This is a genomic window from Paenibacillus sp. FSL R5-0407, from assembly GCF_038009185.1.
In the GTDB taxonomy this organism is placed as follows: domain Bacteria; phylum Bacillota; class Bacilli; order Paenibacillales; family Paenibacillaceae; genus Fontibacillus; species Fontibacillus vini.
Genome location: NZ_JBBPAX010000002.1, coordinates 1337505 through 1356031 on the forward strand (window position 1 = coordinate 1337505; position 18527 = coordinate 1356031).

Annotated in this window: 13 protein-coding genes; 7 read left to right on the forward strand and 6 right to left on the reverse strand. The window is 50.2% G+C overall.

From position 1 onward, the window contains the following. Entirely contained in the window at nt 1-3390 is a 3390-nt protein-coding gene (locus NYE70_RS25000) for a tubulin-like doman-containing protein (RefSeq protein WP_341048781.1), read from the reverse strand. A gap of 33 nt (nt 3391-3423) precedes the next feature. Continuing rightward, entirely contained in the window at nt 3424-5211 is a 1788-nt protein-coding gene (locus NYE70_RS25005) for a vWA domain-containing protein (protein ID WP_213654389.1), read from the reverse strand. A gap of 498 nt (nt 5212-5709) precedes the next feature. Here NYE70_RS25005 and NYE70_RS25010 point away from each other — a divergent pair, with 498 nt between their 5' ends. Further along, nucleotides 5710-6663: a hypothetical protein gene (locus NYE70_RS25010; RefSeq protein WP_341048782.1), complete on the forward strand. Its 954-nt coding sequence runs from the start codon at nt 5710-5712 to the stop codon at nt 6661-6663. Continuing rightward, nucleotides 6660-8414 carry a hypothetical protein gene (locus tag NYE70_RS25015; protein WP_213654387.1) on the forward strand — a complete coding sequence of 585 codons (1755 nt, stop codon included), beginning with the start codon at nt 6660-6662 and terminating at the stop codon, nt 8412-8414. The genes NYE70_RS25010 and NYE70_RS25015 overlap by 4 nt, the downstream gene beginning before the upstream one ends. Here NYE70_RS25015 and NYE70_RS25020 read toward each other — a convergent pair. The 3 genes from NYE70_RS25020 to NYE70_RS25030 form a co-directional block, all read right to left on the reverse strand. After that, nucleotides 8378-9460 (reverse strand): acyltransferase family protein, encoded by a 1083-nt coding sequence (locus tag NYE70_RS25020; protein WP_341048988.1) that lies wholly within the window; start codon nt 9458-9460, stop codon nt 8378-8380. The two genes, NYE70_RS25015 and NYE70_RS25020, sit on opposite strands and share 37 nt — an antisense overlap. Nucleotides 9461-9620: 160 nt before the next feature. Continuing rightward, nucleotides 9621-10439: a methyl-accepting chemotaxis protein gene (locus NYE70_RS25025; RefSeq protein WP_341048785.1), complete on the reverse strand. Its 819-nt coding sequence runs from the start codon at nt 10437-10439 to the stop codon at nt 9621-9623. 55 nt (nt 10440-10494) lie between these two features. Next, entirely contained in the window at nt 10495-11067 is a 573-nt protein-coding gene (locus NYE70_RS25030) for a lysozyme inhibitor LprI family protein (RefSeq protein ID WP_341048788.1), read from the reverse strand. 178 nt (nt 11068-11245) lie between these two features. Between NYE70_RS25030 and NYE70_RS25035 the strand changes: the two genes are divergently transcribed. After that, nucleotides 11246-12154, forward strand: coding sequence for a DMT family transporter (locus NYE70_RS25035; RefSeq protein ID WP_341048790.1), 909 nt, complete (start codon nt 11246-11248; stop codon nt 12152-12154). Nucleotides 12155-12182: 28 nt separating this feature from the next. Next, nucleotides 12183-12821 (forward strand): Vat family streptogramin A O-acetyltransferase, encoded by a 639-nt coding sequence (locus NYE70_RS25040; RefSeq protein WP_341048793.1) that lies wholly within the window; start codon nt 12183-12185, stop codon nt 12819-12821. A gap of 121 nt (nt 12822-12942) precedes the next feature. Here NYE70_RS25040 and NYE70_RS25045 read toward each other — a convergent pair whose 3' ends face one another. Beyond that, nucleotides 12943-13152, reverse strand: coding sequence for a DUF378 domain-containing protein (locus NYE70_RS25045; RefSeq protein ID WP_211022400.1), 210 nt, complete (start codon nt 13150-13152; stop codon nt 12943-12945). Nucleotides 13153-13370: 218 nt separating this feature from the next. Here NYE70_RS25045 and NYE70_RS25050 point away from each other — a divergent pair, with 218 nt between their 5' ends. The 3 genes from NYE70_RS25050 to NYE70_RS25060 all read left to right on the forward strand — a co-directional run bounded on the left by NYE70_RS25050 (nt 13371) and on the right by NYE70_RS25060 (nt 18497). Further along, nucleotides 13371-14594 (forward strand): hypothetical protein, encoded by a 1224-nt coding sequence (locus NYE70_RS25050; RefSeq protein ID WP_341048796.1) that lies wholly within the window; start codon nt 13371-13373, stop codon nt 14592-14594. Further along, entirely contained in the window at nt 14591-17602 is a 3012-nt protein-coding gene (locus NYE70_RS25055; RefSeq protein WP_341048799.1) for a DEAD/DEAH box helicase, read from the forward strand. The genes NYE70_RS25050 and NYE70_RS25055 overlap by 4 nt, the downstream gene beginning before the upstream one ends. 283 nt (nt 17603-17885) lie before the next feature. After that, nucleotides 17886-18497, forward strand: coding sequence for a hypothetical protein (locus tag NYE70_RS25060; protein ID WP_341048801.1), 612 nt, complete (start codon nt 17886-17888; stop codon nt 18495-18497). The last annotated feature ends 30 nt before the right edge of the window (nt 18498-18527 follow it).

Genomic DNA, 18527 nt, shown 5'->3' on the forward strand with positions numbered 1-18527 from the left:
TTACTTCAACCTTTTACGAATATCGTTTAATTGGGCGGCTATTCCCTTGTAGAATTGATACAGTTCCTCGCCGTTAGCCAATTCGATCTTCTCATATTCCAACGCATCGCGGGCTTCCAGGAAATTCACGGTCAGCTCATCCAGCTTGGACAGCAGCGGCGCGATATCCTCCGAAGCCGTCATTTCCGAAGCACGGCGGGACGCCTTGCGCAGTAAAGTATTCCGGCTCTTCTCATCCAGCCCGCGGAAATGAGTAAACACCTCGTATTCCGCATAGTTCCGGCTCTTCATCAGGTTGGCAAAAGGCTCCCAAGCCTCTTCCTCGGCGTCGCGATCATAGACATAAAGGGCGCCCTTCTTCACAATTGTGCCCGTATACATCGCCTCGATAAATTGCTCCAGCCATTTCTCCTCGTCGCGATATTGTCCGAGCAGTCCTTCCAACCGGTCGGCCATTTCACGAATCGCATTATACTTGGCCAGTTCGCTGCGGACCGTAGCGATCAGTTCCGGCGAGCGAATGAGGTTCTCTTGGGCTAGATCTTCAGTGATACTGCCGAAGATATCTTTACTAGCTGCGACCTCCAAACCGTCGGACAGCAGCCGCTTCAGCTCGATCAAGGCGGACTTCACCTCGCCCAGATTCGGCTTCGGCGCGTCAAGACGCATATCGTATCCGGCCAGCTTCCGATCCAGATCAAACGGTACGGTCTGAACTACGGCAAACCGGTTGCTTGTATTTTGATCGATACTCTTCTCCACAATGATCTTCAAACTGCGGGCTTCGCCAAACTCGCCGCGAACACGCGCATTGTAGCTCTGCACCCGCTGGTTCACATAAACATCGCCCCAGGATTTCTCGGGAATCGGAGAAGGCAGATACGTCCAGTTATTCTTGTCGGTTTGCACCAGATGGCGCCCGATGCCTTCCTTATCGAGAATCGTACGTTCATAGCTTTCTTCGTACACTTTAAGCGGTGTATAGACGAAGAGCGGCACACCGTTGCGGGTGTTAAGCCAGAAGATGCGGTTCTTGACTTCGCTCTCCTTCACCGTGAAGTGGGATTTGCCTACCGCGTTATTCTGATAATTGCGAATCCCCTTCAGAATGCTCGGAGCCTGAACCGGAACCGATACGAAGCCCCAGGCCGGGAAGTTCAAATTCCCGGTGCTGTTCGATAAATGGAACACCGGTACGGCTTCATCGTCCAGCTTGCTCGCAATATTGCGCTCCACAAACTTCTCGATGGATTCATCCTGCCCATACTTAATAATCAGGAATTCCTCCATCGACTTCGTGATCAAATCCCCGAACTTGTCGCTCAGGAAGGAAGAGATTGAGCTGACAATGTCAATTTCCTGCTCCTTGATCCACTGGTTGGAGTGGTTCAACAGCTCCGTCGAGAAGTCGCGGATCAAATCGTCCACGTCCTTCTGCTCCATCAAATTATTAACGACCTTGGAGATATCGGGAACGCTGACGATGTTCCAATAGTACGTTTTGTTCCCTTTATGATCAGACTGCTCCTCCCCGTTAATGAGGATATCTCCATTCTTGGCAAAAATAGAGCTGAGCGCGTTCAACACTTCCGTAAATACGTTATAAATCCGGTTATTTTCCGAGTTAAGCAACTCGTAAAGATCCTCGTAGAACTCGATCAATTGCTCCGTACGCTCCGTATCGGCATGGAGCCAGTACTCATTGATTTTCGCTTCGATATAGAAGTTCTTCTTCTTATCCTTGGATACGAAGGCACTCTTTGCGTCGCTCAGCTTATCGGCAGCCTGCTCTTGCGCCGCTTCGATCTCGCGAGGAATGCGCAGCAGATTCTCCCGCAGCGCTTCAATGTAGGACAGAAGCATTTTTAGCAGGCAGAAGCCTTTCTCCGTATAGACCAGCCGGGACACGTAGAACGGCCCTTGCTCCGGATGAAGAAACAGCCGGCGGACCTGATCGCGGAACTGCTCCATGATTTCGCCGGGAAGCTGCTTCTTCGCCTTGATGTATTCTTCGCGGGCCCGTGCCAGGAAATTCTGCTCCAGCTCGGTATCGATATTTACCACCTGCGATTTCACCACATTGGCATGACTAAGCCGTTCGCTGTTCTCATAACCGGGAAGCGGCTCGGGAACGCGCGATTCGAAGGTTTTGGCCATGCTGTCGAGGTCGATCCCCAGCTTCCGGGCGAATTTCTCCACGTCCTCCTGGTTCGGAGCCTTCTCGAACATGCCTTCCATCTTGTCAAACAAACGATAAGCCAAATACGTCGTCATTTCTTCGATCGGAAGAACCGCCGACGAAGCGCCGATAATGTTGTATTCGTAGTTGGCGGGATAGATTTTGTTCATCTGCGCGATATTCGTGCGAATGTTACTGATGTAATCGTGGATGGCAAATTCCTCTCCGGATTGCTTATCCTCGCTGGCCATAAAGTTCGTGATATTCTCGGCCGTCACGTTCATGCAGTAATCGTAGGCATTCTCCAGCAGCTTGCCTTCCGTATTCGTCGCCGAGATCAAATGGCAAAGATTAAACGGCGGCAACGGGGAATTCACGGTCAGAATGTTGCCGTACTGCTGCTTGAAGCGCTCGCCGCGGCTATCCACGTTCATCCAATAGTCCAGTTCCTTAAGCGCGGCATACCCGTTCTTCTTAATATATTCCCGGGTATGCTCGCTCAGGCTCTTGTTCGAAAGGTTGATATCCGGGGTGAACAAATATCCGAGCGTATTCACCCGGTCGATGCCCGCTGAGCCGTGATCGCGCTCGATGATGCCCCGTACGATATAGGCGATGTCCAGGAAGCAGCCGCTGCCGGTTCCGCCGGATAAGCCGGTAAGGAGAAATACCATCAGCTTCTTGTTGGTGCCGACGGACAACGTCTTGATCTTCTTATCGATGGCTTGCACCACTTGGGTAATTTTCGTAAACAGCAGCAATCTTCCGGCCTGGCGCACGCCGGCCGCACCGTTCATCCCATCAGTGATGCTTAATTCAGGTGACAACCATTCCGTAATGTAAGGTTCAAGGATACTGCGGTTTTGCAGTAATCCGCCGATTTCGGCGTTCGATAACAACACGAATTCATTGATCGGGTCGAGGCCGATGCCTTTGTATTTCTTGGTCCGGTCCTGCTCATTCGTTTCAAATGCCAGGAACTCTACATTGTCCGGCTTTTCCCGCTTTTTCTTGGAAAGCGGATCTTCCGGCAGGCGGAACCGCCGGTTAATCTGGTATTTCAGCCGCAGCAGCGCATCGATCCCCGTGCCGCCCAAACCGATGATCAGCATCGGGTTGTCGATCGTGTCGACCCGGATCTTATCACTGACAATGCCTCCGCCTAATGAAACGTCCAATTGTTGAATATGTTCTCTTACTACGGGCTTCATATGTGTTCCCCCTATTCGCTTTTAGAACAACCCTTACACGAGATATTCGATAAAAATCGTTTTGTCCACACTGCTCAGCGGGAGGGTGATACGATCCCCGCCTTTCAGCTCATAGCCTTTGCTTGCGTCAATGGCACGCCCCGACTTTTCGATCGTTCCGGCGGTGCCGCTCGTTATGATGATCCGGTCATTGCTGCCGGGGGTGAAGACGATTCTTTCCGTCTCCTTCAGTTCAGGCGCCAGCTGCAGGAGCTGGTGAAGATTAAATTTGCCGCGGAAGGCGGTTAATTTCTTGTACTGCGGATAAGACTTTTCGTTTGTATTCTCATCGCGGATTTCGAGGACGATTTGTCCCACAAAACCGCGGTTGTTCTGCTTCACCTTCCGGAATATGAAATATCCCGCACTTAGCAATACAAGCGCAGCCGCTACGCTCAACAGGACCGGCATCAGTGGAAAAGACTTCTCCTCTTCACCCGTGCTTGGCGAGGAGGCCGGTGGAGTCGCGGCTGAACCTGCCGGCTTGGCGGTTATTTTGACGGGAGGACTCTCGCGGTAAAAGCTCTTCTCCTCCGCCTTCACCACCAATTCATATTCATGCTTGTCAGGAATCTTGTAAGTTCCTTCAAATTTGTCTCCCTTATTGTCCAATTTGATTTCTTCCGTCTTACCGGAATCGAGATCGGTCACCTTCAGGACCGCAGCCATATTCTTGTACATTTCGTCGTTGGCCAGCTTCTGTCCGTTACTGGTCAGATAGGAGGAAATAGCGACTTCATCTCCCGGTTTGTAGCTTGTGGAAGGCAAGGGCTCCATGGCCAGTTCCAGATCGTAATTGAACACGAGATTAATATCGATTTTGTCTTTCGATGTTCCCTTGACCTTCAGTTTCCAATCCCCTTCGCTTGGGGACAACAGCTTGAGCAAGGTATAGCTCTTCGATTTGGTAACCACCACGTCGCCTGACGGAATCGCTACCGCCTTTCCGGAAGGGTCGACGAGCTCCGTCTCCACCGGCTTGGACGACATGATAGAGATATTCGCTTCCAGTACGTTGGCGTTCGGAACATTGACGGTAACCTCTTGAAAATTACCGGTACCCGTCATACTCTGGATCGGTACGATTTTCAGCTTCAGATGACTGGCAAAGATCTCGCTCAAAATTTGCGGCAGATCCTCCGCCGAATTGGTGGAGAAGGATTTGGCCGCGGTTTTGTCGGACAGGGCAGCCAAAGCCTCTTTATTTAATTTGCCGTCGGCGTTCAGCCCGATCGTGTAGATCGGAATCCCCGCCTGCTTGGCCTCTTCGACCGAAGCATTCAATTCCTTATCGGATTCACTCTGCGTTCTACCCGAGTTTTTGTCAAAATCGTTATTCCCGTCGGCCAGAACGACGATCATCGGATCGTGGTTCGGGTCGGCACCGTTCTGAAGCACTTTGATCGCTTCTTTTACACCGACCGCAATATCCGTGTAAGGCCCTCTGTCCAGGCCGTCGATAAATTGCTTCAAGTCTTCCTTGTCGCCCGGAGTCTTGATTTCAAGCAGGGCCTTTTCTCTCTGGATTTTATCGGTAAAGGCGACGATGCCCACTCTGTCGCCATTAACCGACAGCATATCGATAAACATCTTCATGGCTTCATTACCAATTTTATTAGTATCGCTCGTATTCATGGAGTTGCTGACATCCACAACAAGCACGGCATCGATCTGCGAGGTCTGTCCGGCGGCATAAGCCCCCGGCAAACGGAAGCTGAAGAGAAGCAACATCAGCGATAATGCGAGCAGCAAACTGCGAGTTTTTATTTTTCTTTGGAACATGTGTAGTACTCCTTTACTGAAAAATCGTTATGTTATTGCCGCTGCATGATTTGACAAATCTCCCCCTAAGATCTGCCAATGCTATGCCAATATGATATAATTAACGCCTGTAAAGTTCAATTATTTTAAAGGTTGTTCAAAAAGACATCTTTCCACGACGAAGCAGAACATGAAGCGGATTCGACGTCGAATCTTGAATTCAGCCGGGCCTTCCGTTGCTCACGTACCTCATGTACGCTCCGCTACTCAGTCCCTAGCTTCATCCAACCTTCTTGGTCCTGAAAACCTGTCTTTTTGAACTCGCACTTTTAGGTATAATGGCCTGCTCGGCCTATAAAAGAAGGAGACTGTATATGATTACTTACGTTTGCCTGGCTATTTTGTTTCTTTTTGTCATTGCAAAATCAATCATATATTGGAGACGCAATAAGAATTCGATTGCGCCCGAAGAGCTTGACCGCAGGCTGGTACTCCAAATAAACCGGGATAGTGATAACCATGGACAATAAGATTCCTGTACAAATTAAACCTACTATTAAAACGAAATATGTATATGAAAAGTTAAGAATATGCAACAATTGCCATCGCTATACGATTTTACGCGAAGATAATTGTACGTTCTGCGGGAAGCCCGGTCTTCTTCCCCTGCGTGAAAAGGCTGCTGCAACCGTACGCCGCACCATGCGCAATGAAAGGCTGGCCGCGATACTGATCACCCTGATCAGTATCTTCTTCGGCAGAAGCTTTCAAGAGATGGCGATTGGGCTGGCCGGAGGGGTCATTCTGACCGGGTGTCTCTGGTTTGTTCAGCGCAGGCTGCTTCCGCGGGCCGTTTCCCGGGAAATAGCCCGAATGTTCCTGCACGATCGTCAAAGAATAGCGGACGGACTCATCGCTAATCTGGACCGGGCCGTCGAAACGGGCAAAGAAGATAAAGCCCGCTCTTATGAAATGCTGCGGGAAATCGCCGCGCTGGTCCATGATGACACCATCCGGTCGCTGCAAATCATACTGCTGCAATCTTTTGTGCTTCGTAAGGATATGGAGCTGGAATTGGAGCCGTTGCTGCAAAGCCGATTTGATCCTGATCTTGCCCGCTATATCGGCGAATTAGCAAAAATCAAACGCGAGCTGATCAAAGACAGGACCTTTCGCTACATATTAAAATATGAACATGAAATTGCCTCCTTGGAACGCGGAGAAGACATTCTTGCCGGGGTGGCCGGAGCCGCCGTAAGGTTGAAACGTTACGTCCTGAGCTACTCCGACTTCATTTCGCGGTATGCGCGCCTGCTTCCCAAAGAGCGATTCTTGCGCCTTTACCGGGTCATAGCCACAAATCCAAACGAGCCGTGGACTTCCCTGGCGGATGAGGTTTACCGGATTTACAATGAGAAATACCAATGGGATGCCGATTTTCAGCAAATAACACCAAGGAGCATTTCCTTATGATGATTCGTAGATTGGTCTCTCTGCAAAGCCTGCTTCTTGCATCATGTGCCGTTATGCTGATTCTTATCGGTCTCAAGGGTTATGGAATTTCGCAAAAGATGGCCTGGTTTGACGAGGCCGAGCGCCTCTATGCGGAGAAGGATTTAATCCAGGCCGAAACCTGGTATTTGAAAGCCCGAAACAACACCTCTATAGACTATAGGGAGGACATCATCTCGGCTCGTCTGAAAGAGCTGGCTCCGATTACGGATATGAAACGGCAGCTGGCGGAGTTAAGCTCGCAAGGAGCTAAGGCCACTTCCAAAGGCGATTTCGATAAGCTTATGGATGTCTATGCGAAGTTATCCCTGCTTCGCAACACCTATTATACGGGGAACGGGCCTTATAGCGAAAATTACCGTGAAATTTCGAAATCGAACAACGTTTCCGAGAAGTTCGTCTCCTATTTCGCCCAGTTCAAGGACCGGTTCTACGCGGATATGGATCACAATCTGGATACCGGCGATTATTCGAATGAATCCTTTAAATGGAATCTGCTCCGGATCCCTTCCAACTTTTACGGGGACAGCTCCAAGCAAATCAGCGAATTAAGCGCCAAATTCAAAACCTACGACGCAAGAAGAATCAAAGCCACCGCGTCCAAGGGCCTTTATGACACTTTATTCGCTGAAGCAAAGGATATGCTGGACGCCTACAAAAGCCATCAGTTTGAAGCGCCATGGATCACAAGCACAACGAAAGAGCTTATTGGAAGCCTGCTGGAATACGATCTGAAAGAAGAAAACTATGCCGCCTTCGCCAAGCATGCCAAACAATACAAGGAATTCGCAAACCAAGCCGACCCCGGGTCGTCGCTGACGGAATATGCGGAGGGCCAAATTGCGCGATTGATGAAAAAAGCCAAGAAAATGGCGGCACAAGGGGAGTATCAGGAGGCCATTAATCTCTATAATGCACTGAGTGGTTACCAGGATACCGGCGAAGCCGTGGATCAGGTCAAGCTGGCCTGGATGGCGGCAGAACCGTCCCAACTGCTCCCTATTCGAAGTGAGGGGGACAGCTATCAACACGTAAGCGGGGGTACTGACGCTTACGGCTCCAAGATATATGTCACGGCAGCCGATGAGACAAACCGGATTTATTTCGGCAGAATGAACGCCCAGGAACAAGTTCAGGTTCTCAGCAATACGGATATAACTTCAAATGCGACCATCCGGCAGCTGTCCATTGAACGTAAATTAAGCAACAAAGAGACCCCTGTCCTTCTCGTTGAAGCCGATTCCGCAAGCAGGAACGCGCTTTATGCGTTGTTTGAAGTTCAGGATGACCGGATTGAGCTGATCCTGTGGGTTGAAGCGGACAATCTGACCATCAACCCGGATGGCAGCCTCCTTGTAGAGAATCCCGCAGGATCGGGCGAGGGACAAATCGCCATTTACGAACGGTCAGGCTCCTACTATGAGTTTACCGGCGTCAAGACCGTTATCCCGGAGATTGCCCCTGAAGATATCGCTCAATATCCGCAGAAAAAGGTACGCTTCACATGCACGATCTCCGCGCCGGGCGAATTCGAAACTACGGCATGGGCCGGAGACAATTATATCGTGCTGACAGGTGACTTCCAATTCTCGGAGGGACCCGCTGTTATTACCGGTACGTTTGTTGAATATAAGGACATCATGATCAATGAGGACCTGCTAAACGTTCCCGTAGTTCAAGTGGATTCCGTTGAGCCGTCTACGTTGCCCTGACTCTTCCGGGATAATGACCCTCGCTCCATTTTCGACTTCAGATAGGCCGTGAACCTGAATTCAATGTAATGATAGGACAGATGCGATATCAGGACCGACAGCGCTAACGATAACAGCGCGTAGATTCCGAAGGAAACCGCATTTGTCCCTATCATAGCGGCGAATTTGGGCACGGCTATTTTTAATGGAAACATGACCATCGTATGCCACATGTACAGACTGAAGCTGATCCTTCCCAAGTAGCGCATCACACTCGTTCGCAGAAACCGGGACAGCAGCCCATACTCCATAAGGATAGGGATAAACAGCAAGAAGCTCAGCACAAGCGCGGCCCAAATCGGAACCTTTAACGTATAATAGGACAGATAGATTGCAGCCAACAGAATTACGCCATTGAAATAAAACGCTTTGACGGGTTTCCAGTGGCTCTTTATCTGTGCCTGGCTGAAATACGCCGCGACACCTACGGCAAAGAAGGAGAAGTCTCTGCGATAATAAATAATGATCATCGTAGCGGCAGCGACCACGACATACAGAATGCCCTTCCGAACCCCGGGCAACTTGGAACTGCGGTAGATTAACCAAGCCAATCCAGCAATAATATAGAAGAATAACTCGTAACTCAGTGACCAGGCAACGATCTGAGCGATCGGAAGCGGGAACATGCCGGGCAGCAGAAGAGCGTTGGATAGGAAATGAAACGCATATTGCCCTGGTCCGATTCCATCCATCCATTTATAGCCGATCACCGGTCCGACCGCAAAAATAATAAGATGAATCGTTATAAATACGGGATAGATGCGCAGCAGCCGGTTGACGGCAAACTCCCGGAACGACTTTTTATTCAACAGGCTTTGGGTGATCAAGTATCCGCTGATGACGAAGAACAGGTTTACTGATATAGGCCCGGCCTCATTGATCATATAAAGAAAATTTTCCTTGGGAATCTCGGGAATGTATCCCTCGATCACGGCGGAAATATAGATATGATAGATCACAACCGACAGGGCAAGCAGTCCGCGCAGTCCCATCAGCGTATAATTCATCTTCTTCACGAATCTTTATCCCCTTTGCCAAAAACGGTCAAATCCTCTCACTCTACTTAATCACAGGATGGCTATCTAGTCCACTGGCGGACCAACCGCAGCCCGTCTATATGCAAAAAGACACCCTTCCGGGTGCCTCCTTCGCTAAATAACTACTTGTTTACAGTCTCTTGGCAAATTGATTCAGCCGTTCGGACATGTGTTGAATTTCCTCAATAAACGAAGACATGTGCTGAGCAGACTCCGCTTGTTCTTCCACCACTTGGTTGATCCGGTCGATGGATTTCCCCATTTCGGCCGTAACCTCCCTGAATTCCTTTAAAATGCCCTGTATGACTCTGGTGGAGGAAACCGTCTCATTGGACAGCTTTCGGATCTCCCCCGCTACAATGCCGAACCCTCTTCCTTTATCCCCGGCATGTGCTGCCTCAATCGAGGCGTTAAGCCCGAGCAAATTCGTCTGATCTCCGACGGCTTTTACGATGGAGACGACTTCATCCGTCTTGTTGACCTGTTCCTCGGTCGCCCGTGCGAGGGCGAGGAGCTGATGAGTAAAGCCCGCTAAGTCATTTGAACCGCTCGCCATACGGGAAAGCCTGGCGTTTGCCTGGGTCAGCGAGTCCGCGATTTGATCGGAAATGTCCCGGAGTTCGCTCTGCTTGCGCAGTTGGACCGCAATACCGCCGATAACATGGCCTTCATGGTCATGCAGCGGGGTAGCCGTCCCAGTAAATTCAAATCCGTAAAAATCGGCAGGCACTTCTGCCTTCAGGCTTATATTGTTTTTGATTGCGTTCGTCAGCGGTTCATCGGGATGCAATAACTGGTCGACCTTGATTTGCAGGTCGATATTCTCCCCCGGCCAATAAGCGACGAACTTGTCCAGATCGCAAATCGCGATCGACAAATCCATCGGAACGGCCTCCTTGATAACAGGTATGATTGCCATGAAGTCTTCCAGCGTTCTCTCTTTATCCATTTCCAAACCCCATTCTACGAATATTGCAACGAATTATATCACAATATACGCCCTGCTAAAGTAGTTCTACCAGCTCATAACATCTTTCCTTAGTAATCCGGGCTTTGGCGGAAAGCAGCTGCAAGGCCTCCATCGTCCCGCCCTTATACTCTGCCGCTTCCTTCTCGGCGGTTTCGTCTCTCTCTGTAATCCACTCACGCTGCTCCTGCTTCAAGGCTGCCATATCCTTCTCGGAAAGCCGATCTTCCAGTTCACCATAAATTTCGTTCAGGGCCGCATCCCACCGTTTATAGGTTTCATCGGCGGCCTGGGTCATCGATACGGTGGTCCCCTCCTCGTTCAGCTCCTCCAAATCCGCAAGCCCCTTCTCGACCTCATCCAGCTTTTTCGTATATTCAGCCCGCAATGGTTCACTGTTGGTTGATTGATCAGCTTCATTCGATTGCTGGTTCCCGTTCAATTGCTGATCATCTTCAGAAGATGCAGGCTCCTTCGTTACTCCGTTCTGGTTCGTCTGCCCGTTCTGACTCGGCGGTGCGCTTTCAGTCTCTTTGTCCGAATTTCCATTTCCGCATCCCGCCAAGATACTGCACGCCAGCAAGCTTAAGATCAGTATTTTTCTCATCATTCTCCACCCATTCTTTTTATTTTTTCTAATATAAGGTAAAACGAATATACAGCCGGGATTGTTGCTATATCATTGACAGCCTTTCCGGAACGGCCTGTATAATAAGAAGGCTTAGCCGAAGTATCAATAAAGAAAAACGGTATCTTTTCATCTAACCGACAAGGAGAATTACTAAGTTATGTGGTTTCTATTCGCTTTACTGACCGCCCTCGCTTGGGGAGGCGCAGATTTGTTCTACAAGAAAGGCAGCGACTCCCGCGACCGGTTCAGCCATATCAAAATCGTTATCATGGTCGGGCTCGTCATGGGGGTTCATGCCACAGGGTATATGCTATTTAAGGGAATTACGCTGGATCCGGCCGACCTGCTTCGCTATTTGCCCGTATCGGTCCTTTACATCTTATCGATGACGATCGGGTATATCGGACTCCGTTATCTTGAATTGTCTATCGCCTCCCCCGTCCAGAACTCCTCCGGGGCTGTCACCACGATTCTGCTGTTTCTGTTTTTTACACATTCATTAAATACGCTGGAGGTTACGGGCATAGTCATTATTACCCTCGGCGTGATCGGTTTAGCAGTCTTGGAAAGAAAAGCCGAGCAAATCGCGCTTCAAGCCAGTTCGACCAAGATTGACCCTAGATATCAGATCGGCACGATGGCGATTCTGTTTCCGATTCTGTATTGCCTGATCGATGGCCTTGGCACGTTTGCCGACGGGATATATCTCGATGAACTGAGCCTGATCAGCGAGGATGCGGCCCTGCTTTCCTACGAATTCACTTTTTTCGCCTGCGCTGTTCTAGCCTTCATCTATCTCCGGTTTGTGAAAAAACAGCGGTTCAACCTGTTCCATGAGCGCGTCAAAGGCTATGCGGCCGTATTTGAAACGATCGGTCAATTCTTCTATGTATTCGCCATGTCCAGCAACGCCATCATTGCCGCGCCGCTGATTGCTTCTTACAGTATCTTTTCCGTCATTCTGTCCCGGATTTTCCTGAAGGAACGACTGAACAAGGCGCAGTACGCCGTCGTTATAGCGGTCATTATCGGCATCGCCCTGCTCGGAATTGCGGATGAATTGTAATATACTGGAGACGAGAGGTGATTGAGAGATGAATAGAACCGGTCCTGATCCCAATGCCATTTTTCCTAACCCAAGCATGAAAAGAATTTGCTATATCAAAAATGTGATCACCAGGTCTAACATCAGTATCGGCGACTATACGTATTATGACGACCCCGATGGTGCGGATCAATTTGAATCCCACGTTACTCATCATTATGAGTTTTTGGGCGATAAGCTGGTGATCGGCAAGTTTTGCGCCATCGCCAAGGGCATCGAATTCGTCATGAATGGCGCCAATCATCGGATGAACTCCGTAACTACGTACCCTTTTAATATTATGGGCGAAGGCTGGGAGACCGTTCCGGTCTCATTGGACCAGTTTCCCTTCAAGGGAGATACCGTGATAGGGAATGATGTATGGATCGGTCAAAATGTGACGATCATGCCGGGAGTCCATATCGGTGACGGCGCCATCATCGCAGCCAATTCCCTGGTGGCCAAGGATATCCCCGCTTACCATATCGCGGGCGGTAATCCGTGCCAGATTATTAAGAAGCGGTTTGACGATGAGCTCATATCGTACCTTGAACAGCTAAAATGGTGGGATTGGCCTGCAGACAAAATTTTCGATAACCTAGAGATTCTGTGCAACTCTGACCTTGAAATGATTAAAAACGTGAAGTAGAGAACGAAAAAAAATTCAACATTGCCTTGGCTGCTTAACCTAAATTCTGCACAAAAAAAGAGCTTCACCCTTTGGGGGCGGGAAGCTCTTTTATCGTTTTGAAGATCTTGCGCGACGTCTGTTACCGGGCCCGTTCTTGACTTACGTCATTGTAAAATTTGATCGAGTAGATGGCACAAATCCCGACAATAACATAAACGATCCGGGATAATGTGGAGGTTTGCCCACCGAAGATGCCAGCCACCAGGTCATATTCAAAGAGGCCGATCAATAACCAGTTAAGTCCGCCCACAATCAGTAAAGTGAGTGCAATCGCATTTAGTGTTTTCATTTCAGCCACTCCTCAGATAAGAGTTTTTCATTAAAAAAATGCCCTTTTCCATCCAACTTTATACATCCGGTCTTGTGACAAAATAGGAAACATGAAATTCTGAATCCAGCCATTCCGCTCCGGATGTGAAGGAGACGCTCTATTTTGATATACTCACAATACAGAAACCTCTATGTAATAGAATTTAAGAAATGAGGAAGAAAATGCGGGGCAATCACATGGACGATAATGAGGGGGCTATTCTGGAACCGTCACTTTCGGAATGGCATGAACTGTTCAATTTATGCGCAAATGCTGTAGATGATAAAACGATTACGGTACGGTATGCAGAAAGCGTCTTGAAAGCGATCCGGGGCGTTAAGCCGGAGCTCAAGCCCGGCTTGGGACTTATTTATGATCTGAATGCCGCTCTTTACTGTCTTAAGCTGTTAATTTTACCTGCCAAGTCAACCTCCACTACTTATCATGCCAATTTTATGGGCTATTACAATTCGGTGGCCGTAAAGGAAATGCAAGATTCCATCGGGCTAATCCTTGGTGAACCACTACCTCTCGGGCCTGAACAACAAGGATGGACAGTTGTCTTACAGACACTGGACTTTATACGCAATGAAATGCTGAATGCACAGCAGGATCAGATTTTCGGAGAACCTTATTATCAACTCTGGCAAGCCTGGATTGTGCCAAATATAAAAGATAAAAATGTTTTCTTGCGCGAATTGGAGCTATTGGAGCAAGCGGGGAAACAACCCGGTTCAAGTGTGCATCAAAAAGCGCTAATTCGGGCCCAATGCTGGATGTACTACCGCTTATCCGATGATCGGATGGCTCTGGAGCTACTCAAACAGGCGCAGGAGAATACGAAGGATTATTATGTTTTCATTCTGAATATTCTGGGCTTAATGCTGATGGAACAAGACTGGACCCGGTTATTGGAATGGCTTATTACGGTCGGACCTCTGCTGGAAAGCCGGTACAAAGACGTCATGGACAGTTATGCAGGCTACTGGAGCAAGACGGTAGAACAGCTTCCGGAATGTGAGGAAAGGATGTGGAGCACGCTCAGAGAGATGCTCCCTTATTCGGAGCGTATTTACGAACAGCTTATGATCGAGCTGGGGCAATGGAGGCAGTGGATGGACTTGCAGCTTTCCAATAATGTCGATCCTCTCGCTATTCGTGCAACCGATCTGAAGCCCTTGGAGAAAAATGCTCCTGAGGTATTGCTGCCTTTTTATCATCAGGCTGTAGAGAGATATGTGCTCGAGAAGAATAGAGGCAGTTACAAGAAGGCTGTAAGGCTGTTGAAGCGGCTCTCCAAGCTGTATACCAAAATGAAGCTTACCGCGCGGTGGGAGCAATTTATCGACTCCTTTACCGACAAGCACAGTCGTCTTCGTGCTTTACAGGAAGAGCTGAGGAAAGGAAAACTAATACCATGACCCGATTCAAACAAGCTATATCCATCGGTATCCAGTTGAGCGAACATGGGGATGCGTTATTTTTCGGTACGGTAAACGACCGCAATTTCGTATCCGGACTTTCTTTGAAGCATCACCTGTTCGCCTGGCACGAGGAGTCTTATTACGGGACGGAGCTTGAAATCTCCCAAATCCAGGATATCGAAATCGTACTGCTCCCGGCCGAGCAGGTCATCCCTTTCCTGGCGAATTGCGAACTGCTCCGGCATATCGACTGGACCTGGCAGCCGCAGGCCCAGCCACTCCGGCAAATAGCTCCCCTGCTGGCCGTCTGTCTGGAGGAGAAAGCCTATATCCCCAGCTATACAGCGGCTAAATCGGGTAAACTGGCGTGGGAATGGGACTTGAGTGCGTCCGCCCAAGCAGAACTGGACGCGATCAACTATGACGAGATAGATCCGGATTTTATAGATAGAGTGCGCGCCGCCTTCTCCGCTTCCGTTTTCTATCGTTATTACGGCACTCAAGAAGCCGCTGCCGATTTGCGCCGGGATTACCCGCTGTTGTTCAGCAAAGAACGCATGTCCGCAGGAAGCGATGAACAGAGCTGGCTTATTGACATCGGCTGGAAGCCGGATACTTCCCCCTTCCGTCCGTTGCTGCAGCTGCTTGAACCCGGAATGGAACCGGAAACCGAATTTGATCCATCGGCTGACGAGGACTGGCGACTTCAGCTTGTTCTGCAGGACAAGCTAAATCCTGCGCTGCTCGTGCCCATAAGGCTCGGCACTGACGGCCGATGCTTCGGCACTTGGCCCGAAACGTGGTCAGAATACGTCCGTAGCCGCTCCGCCAATTGGCTGGACCGCTTGCAAGCCTGCCTGCCGGAGGCCTATTTCTCAGCAGCGACTGCCGCCAGCGATGTCTTTGCGGAACCGCTGAACGACCGGGCGGCCTGGCAGTTTCTGACCGAAGACAGCCGGCGGCTGCTGGACGCCGGCTGGCAGGTGCTGCTTCCTTCCTGGTGGGAAGCAGCCAGCCGCACCAAGCCGCGAGTGCGGGCCAAAATCTCAGCGGGTGCCGGCGGCAGCAAATCCGGCGGCGGGGAATCGCTGTTCGGGCTGAATTCGCTCATCGACTTCGATTGGCGGATCGCGATTGGCGATGCCGATCTGACCGAAGCCGAATTCGCCGAGCTGGCGGCCCGCAACGAAAGACTTGTCCGCTTCCGCGGACAATGGATTCCGCTCGACCCCCGGCTGCTCGCGCAAATTCGCAAAGCCATGGCACGGGTCGATTCTTCGCGGGGAATGTCCTTTCAAGAGGTGCTCCAGCTTCATTTGCTGGGCGGAACCGAAGGTGCGGCAGACCGCCTGGACCCGCTGAGCGGTACGGACGATTTCGCAGGACAAATCCGACTTGAAGTGGAATTGAACAAGCACTTGAACCAGCTCATCCGGCAATTGGGCCAACAATCGGAATTGCCCAAGCCCGAGCTGCCGGCCGGACTGCGGGCGGAGCTGCGTCCTTATCAGCATGAGGGATTCGGCTGGCTTGTCCTGCTGGAGCGTTTCGGCCTCGGGGCCTGCCTCGCCGATGATATGGGACTCGGCAAAACGGTGCAGCTCATCGCCTATCTCCTTCACTTAAAGGAGCGGCAAGGCGAAGAATCCGGACAGCCGTCTCTGATCATATGCCCTACCTCTGTGCTGGGGAACTGGCAGAAGGAGCTCAACCGCTTTGCACCGTCACTGCGCGTGATGCTCCATTATGGCGGAAGACGTCTGGACGGCGATCCTTTCCGCGAGGCTGCGGACCATGCCGATGTGATCCTCACCTCCTATGCTACCGCCGCGCTGGATCAGGAGTTATTGAAGGAATACGCTTGGGGAACGATTTGTCTGGACGAAGCCCAGAACATTAAAAATGCGCAGACGAAGCAATCCTCTGCCGTCCGCAGCTTTCCGGCCAGACACCGGATTGCGCTCACCGGCACGCCGATCGAGAACCGGCTCTCGGAGCTGTGGTCTATTTACGACTTCATCAGCCCCGGATTCCTGGGCAGTGCATCGGCTTTTCAACAACATTTTGTTCAAGCCATTGAGAGGGAGCACGATGAACAACGTACAGCCGATCTGCAGAAGCTCATCAAGCCGTTCCTGCTCCGCCGCAAGAAGAGAGACCCGCACATTCAACTCGATCTGCCGGACAAGAACGAGATGAAAATGTACGTGAATCTAACCGCCGAACAAGGGGCCCTATATGATCAGACGGTGATTCAATTGATGGAACGCATGCAGAAGCTGGAGGGAATCGAGCGCAAGGGAGCTATTTTAGCAGCACTCACTCAATTAAAGCAGCTTTGCGACCATCCTGTGTTGATGACCAAGGAGCCCATCCCTTCGCCAGAAGATTCCTCAAAGGACGGGAAGGATTTGGAGGCGCTCATCAGCCGTTCCTCCAAACTGGAGCGTTTGCTGGAAATGGTCAAGGAATTGCGGGAAGAAGGCGAACAGTGCCTTATTTTTACGCAGTATGTAGGGATGGGACAGATGATGCAGCGAGTGCTTGAGCAGGTGCTCCAAGAGCCTGTTCTCTATCTGAACGGCAGTACGCCGAAATCCGCCCGGGATAAAATGATCGAGCAGTTCCAAACGCCGATTGATGCGGGAAGCGCCCAGGCCGGCACCAAAAAGCCATGCGTCTTCGTTCTCTCCTTGAAGGCCGGCGGTGTCGGCCTGAATCTCACGGCGGCCAATCACGTGTTCCACTTTGACCGCTGGTGGAATCCGGCAGTAGAGAACCAGGCGACCGACCGGGCTTACCGCATCGGGCAAACCCGCGACGTACAGGTGCATAAATTTATTTCGCTGGGCACGCTTGAAGAACGCATCGATGAAATGCTGGAAAGCAAGCAGCAGCTCAGCGACAACGTCATCGCAAGCTCCGAGGGCTGGATCACCGAGCTTTCGACTGAGGAGCTAAGGGATCTTTTTTCGCTCCGGAAAGAGTGGGTCGGCCAGGATTAGGGAGGGCTCTGTGAGCACTCCCGGCTTTCCTCTTCCCTTTTCTACCTCACCACGAAACTATTCAATACTATTTACCAAAGAAGTAAAATCAAGTATGTTCATATAGAACAGTTAACGGGGGTGTTATATGAGATATAAAGGAGCAGCCTTGGGTGTCCTATTGCTATTAGGAATTTCAGCGTTTTTCCTCTTCCCTAAAAATACTCACAAAGATCTGATCCTCATCCAAGAGACGGAGCACGGCCTTTTTTACAGCCCTACTAACGATTCCGAAACCACTCAGATGATCGACATTTTAGCCCTCGAATTCGATGCACACTACACGCGCCTGTCAACGATGTTCCATTTTGAATCGGAACGCAAACTCCCTGTTCATGTGTACCCGGATTACGAAGCATTCCGTAAAATGATCGGCCGCGATACGGAAGGCACCTATGATGCAAGAGACAAAACGATTAAAGTGTACACTCCGGTGAACCTCGAAAATCCGAATACCCGAAAAGCTTTTACCGATCAAATTACGCATGAACTCGTTCATGCTGTCATCCAGCAGGTCAACCCGGAGGTCGGGCGTACAAAGTGGCTTGATGAGGGGACCGCCTATTATGCGTCCAATCAATTTGAAGCCGAGTTCGAGTCTAAGCTCCTGTTCGGTTCCGCCTTTTTGGATTTTCCGGATCTGGAGCAATTTCAGCAGTCTGACTATTTCAATAAGGCTGGGGGAGCAGCCTACTTTTACAGTGGCACCTTGATCGATTACATCATTGATGAATACGGGTTAGACGCGCTTAATGAAATCATCCGAAAACCTAATCGAATGGAGAAAATTCTGAATACGTCTCTCGAAGAGTTGTATGCTGAATGGAAATCCCGGCTGCAGAATCCAGAAGACTAACGGCTTCAAGGACTCTTCCCACATAAAAGA

Bases quoted from the DNA above. Each gene is read 5' to 3' on its own strand.
- NYE70_RS25040 (WP_341048793.1), top strand. From the start codon at position 12,183: ATGAATAGAACCGGTCCTGATCCCAATGCCATTTTTCCTAACCCAAGC.
- NYE70_RS25025 (WP_341048785.1), bottom strand. From the start codon at position 10,439: ATGGATAAAGAGAGAACGCTGGAAGACTTCATGGCAATCATACCTGTT.
- NYE70_RS25060 (WP_341048801.1), top strand. From the start codon at position 17,886: ATGATCGACATTTTAGCCCTCGAATTCGATGCACACTACACGCGCCTG.
- NYE70_RS25045 (WP_211022400.1), bottom strand. From the start codon at position 13,152: ATGAAAACACTAAATGCGATTGCACTCACTTTACTGATTGTGGGCGGA.
- NYE70_RS25005 (WP_213654389.1), bottom strand. From the start codon at position 5,211: ATGTTCCAAAGAAAAATAAAAACTCGCAGTTTGCTGCTCGCATTATCG.
- NYE70_RS25020 (WP_341048988.1), bottom strand. From the start codon at position 9,460: ATGAATTATACGCTGATGGGACTGCGCGGACTGCTTGCCCTGTCGGTT.
- NYE70_RS25050 (WP_341048796.1), top strand. From the start codon at position 13,371: ATGGACGATAATGAGGGGGCTATTCTGGAACCGTCACTTTCGGAATGG.
- NYE70_RS25000 (WP_341048781.1), bottom strand. From the start codon at position 3,390: ATGAAGCCCGTAGTAAGAGAACATATTCAACAATTGGACGTTTCATTA.
- NYE70_RS25035 (WP_341048790.1), top strand. From the start codon at position 11,246: ATGTGGTTTCTATTCGCTTTACTGACCGCCCTCGCTTGGGGAGGCGCA.
- NYE70_RS25010 (WP_341048782.1), top strand. From the start codon at position 5,710: ATGGACAATAAGATTCCTGTACAAATTAAACCTACTATTAAAACGAAA.
- NYE70_RS25015 (WP_213654387.1), top strand. From the start codon at position 6,660: ATGATGATTCGTAGATTGGTCTCTCTGCAAAGCCTGCTTCTTGCATCA.
- NYE70_RS25030 (WP_341048788.1), bottom strand. From the start codon at position 11,067: ATGATGAGAAAAATACTGATCTTAAGCTTGCTGGCGTGCAGTATCTTG.
- NYE70_RS25055 (WP_341048799.1), top strand. From the start codon at position 14,591: ATGACCCGATTCAAACAAGCTATATCCATCGGTATCCAGTTGAGCGAA.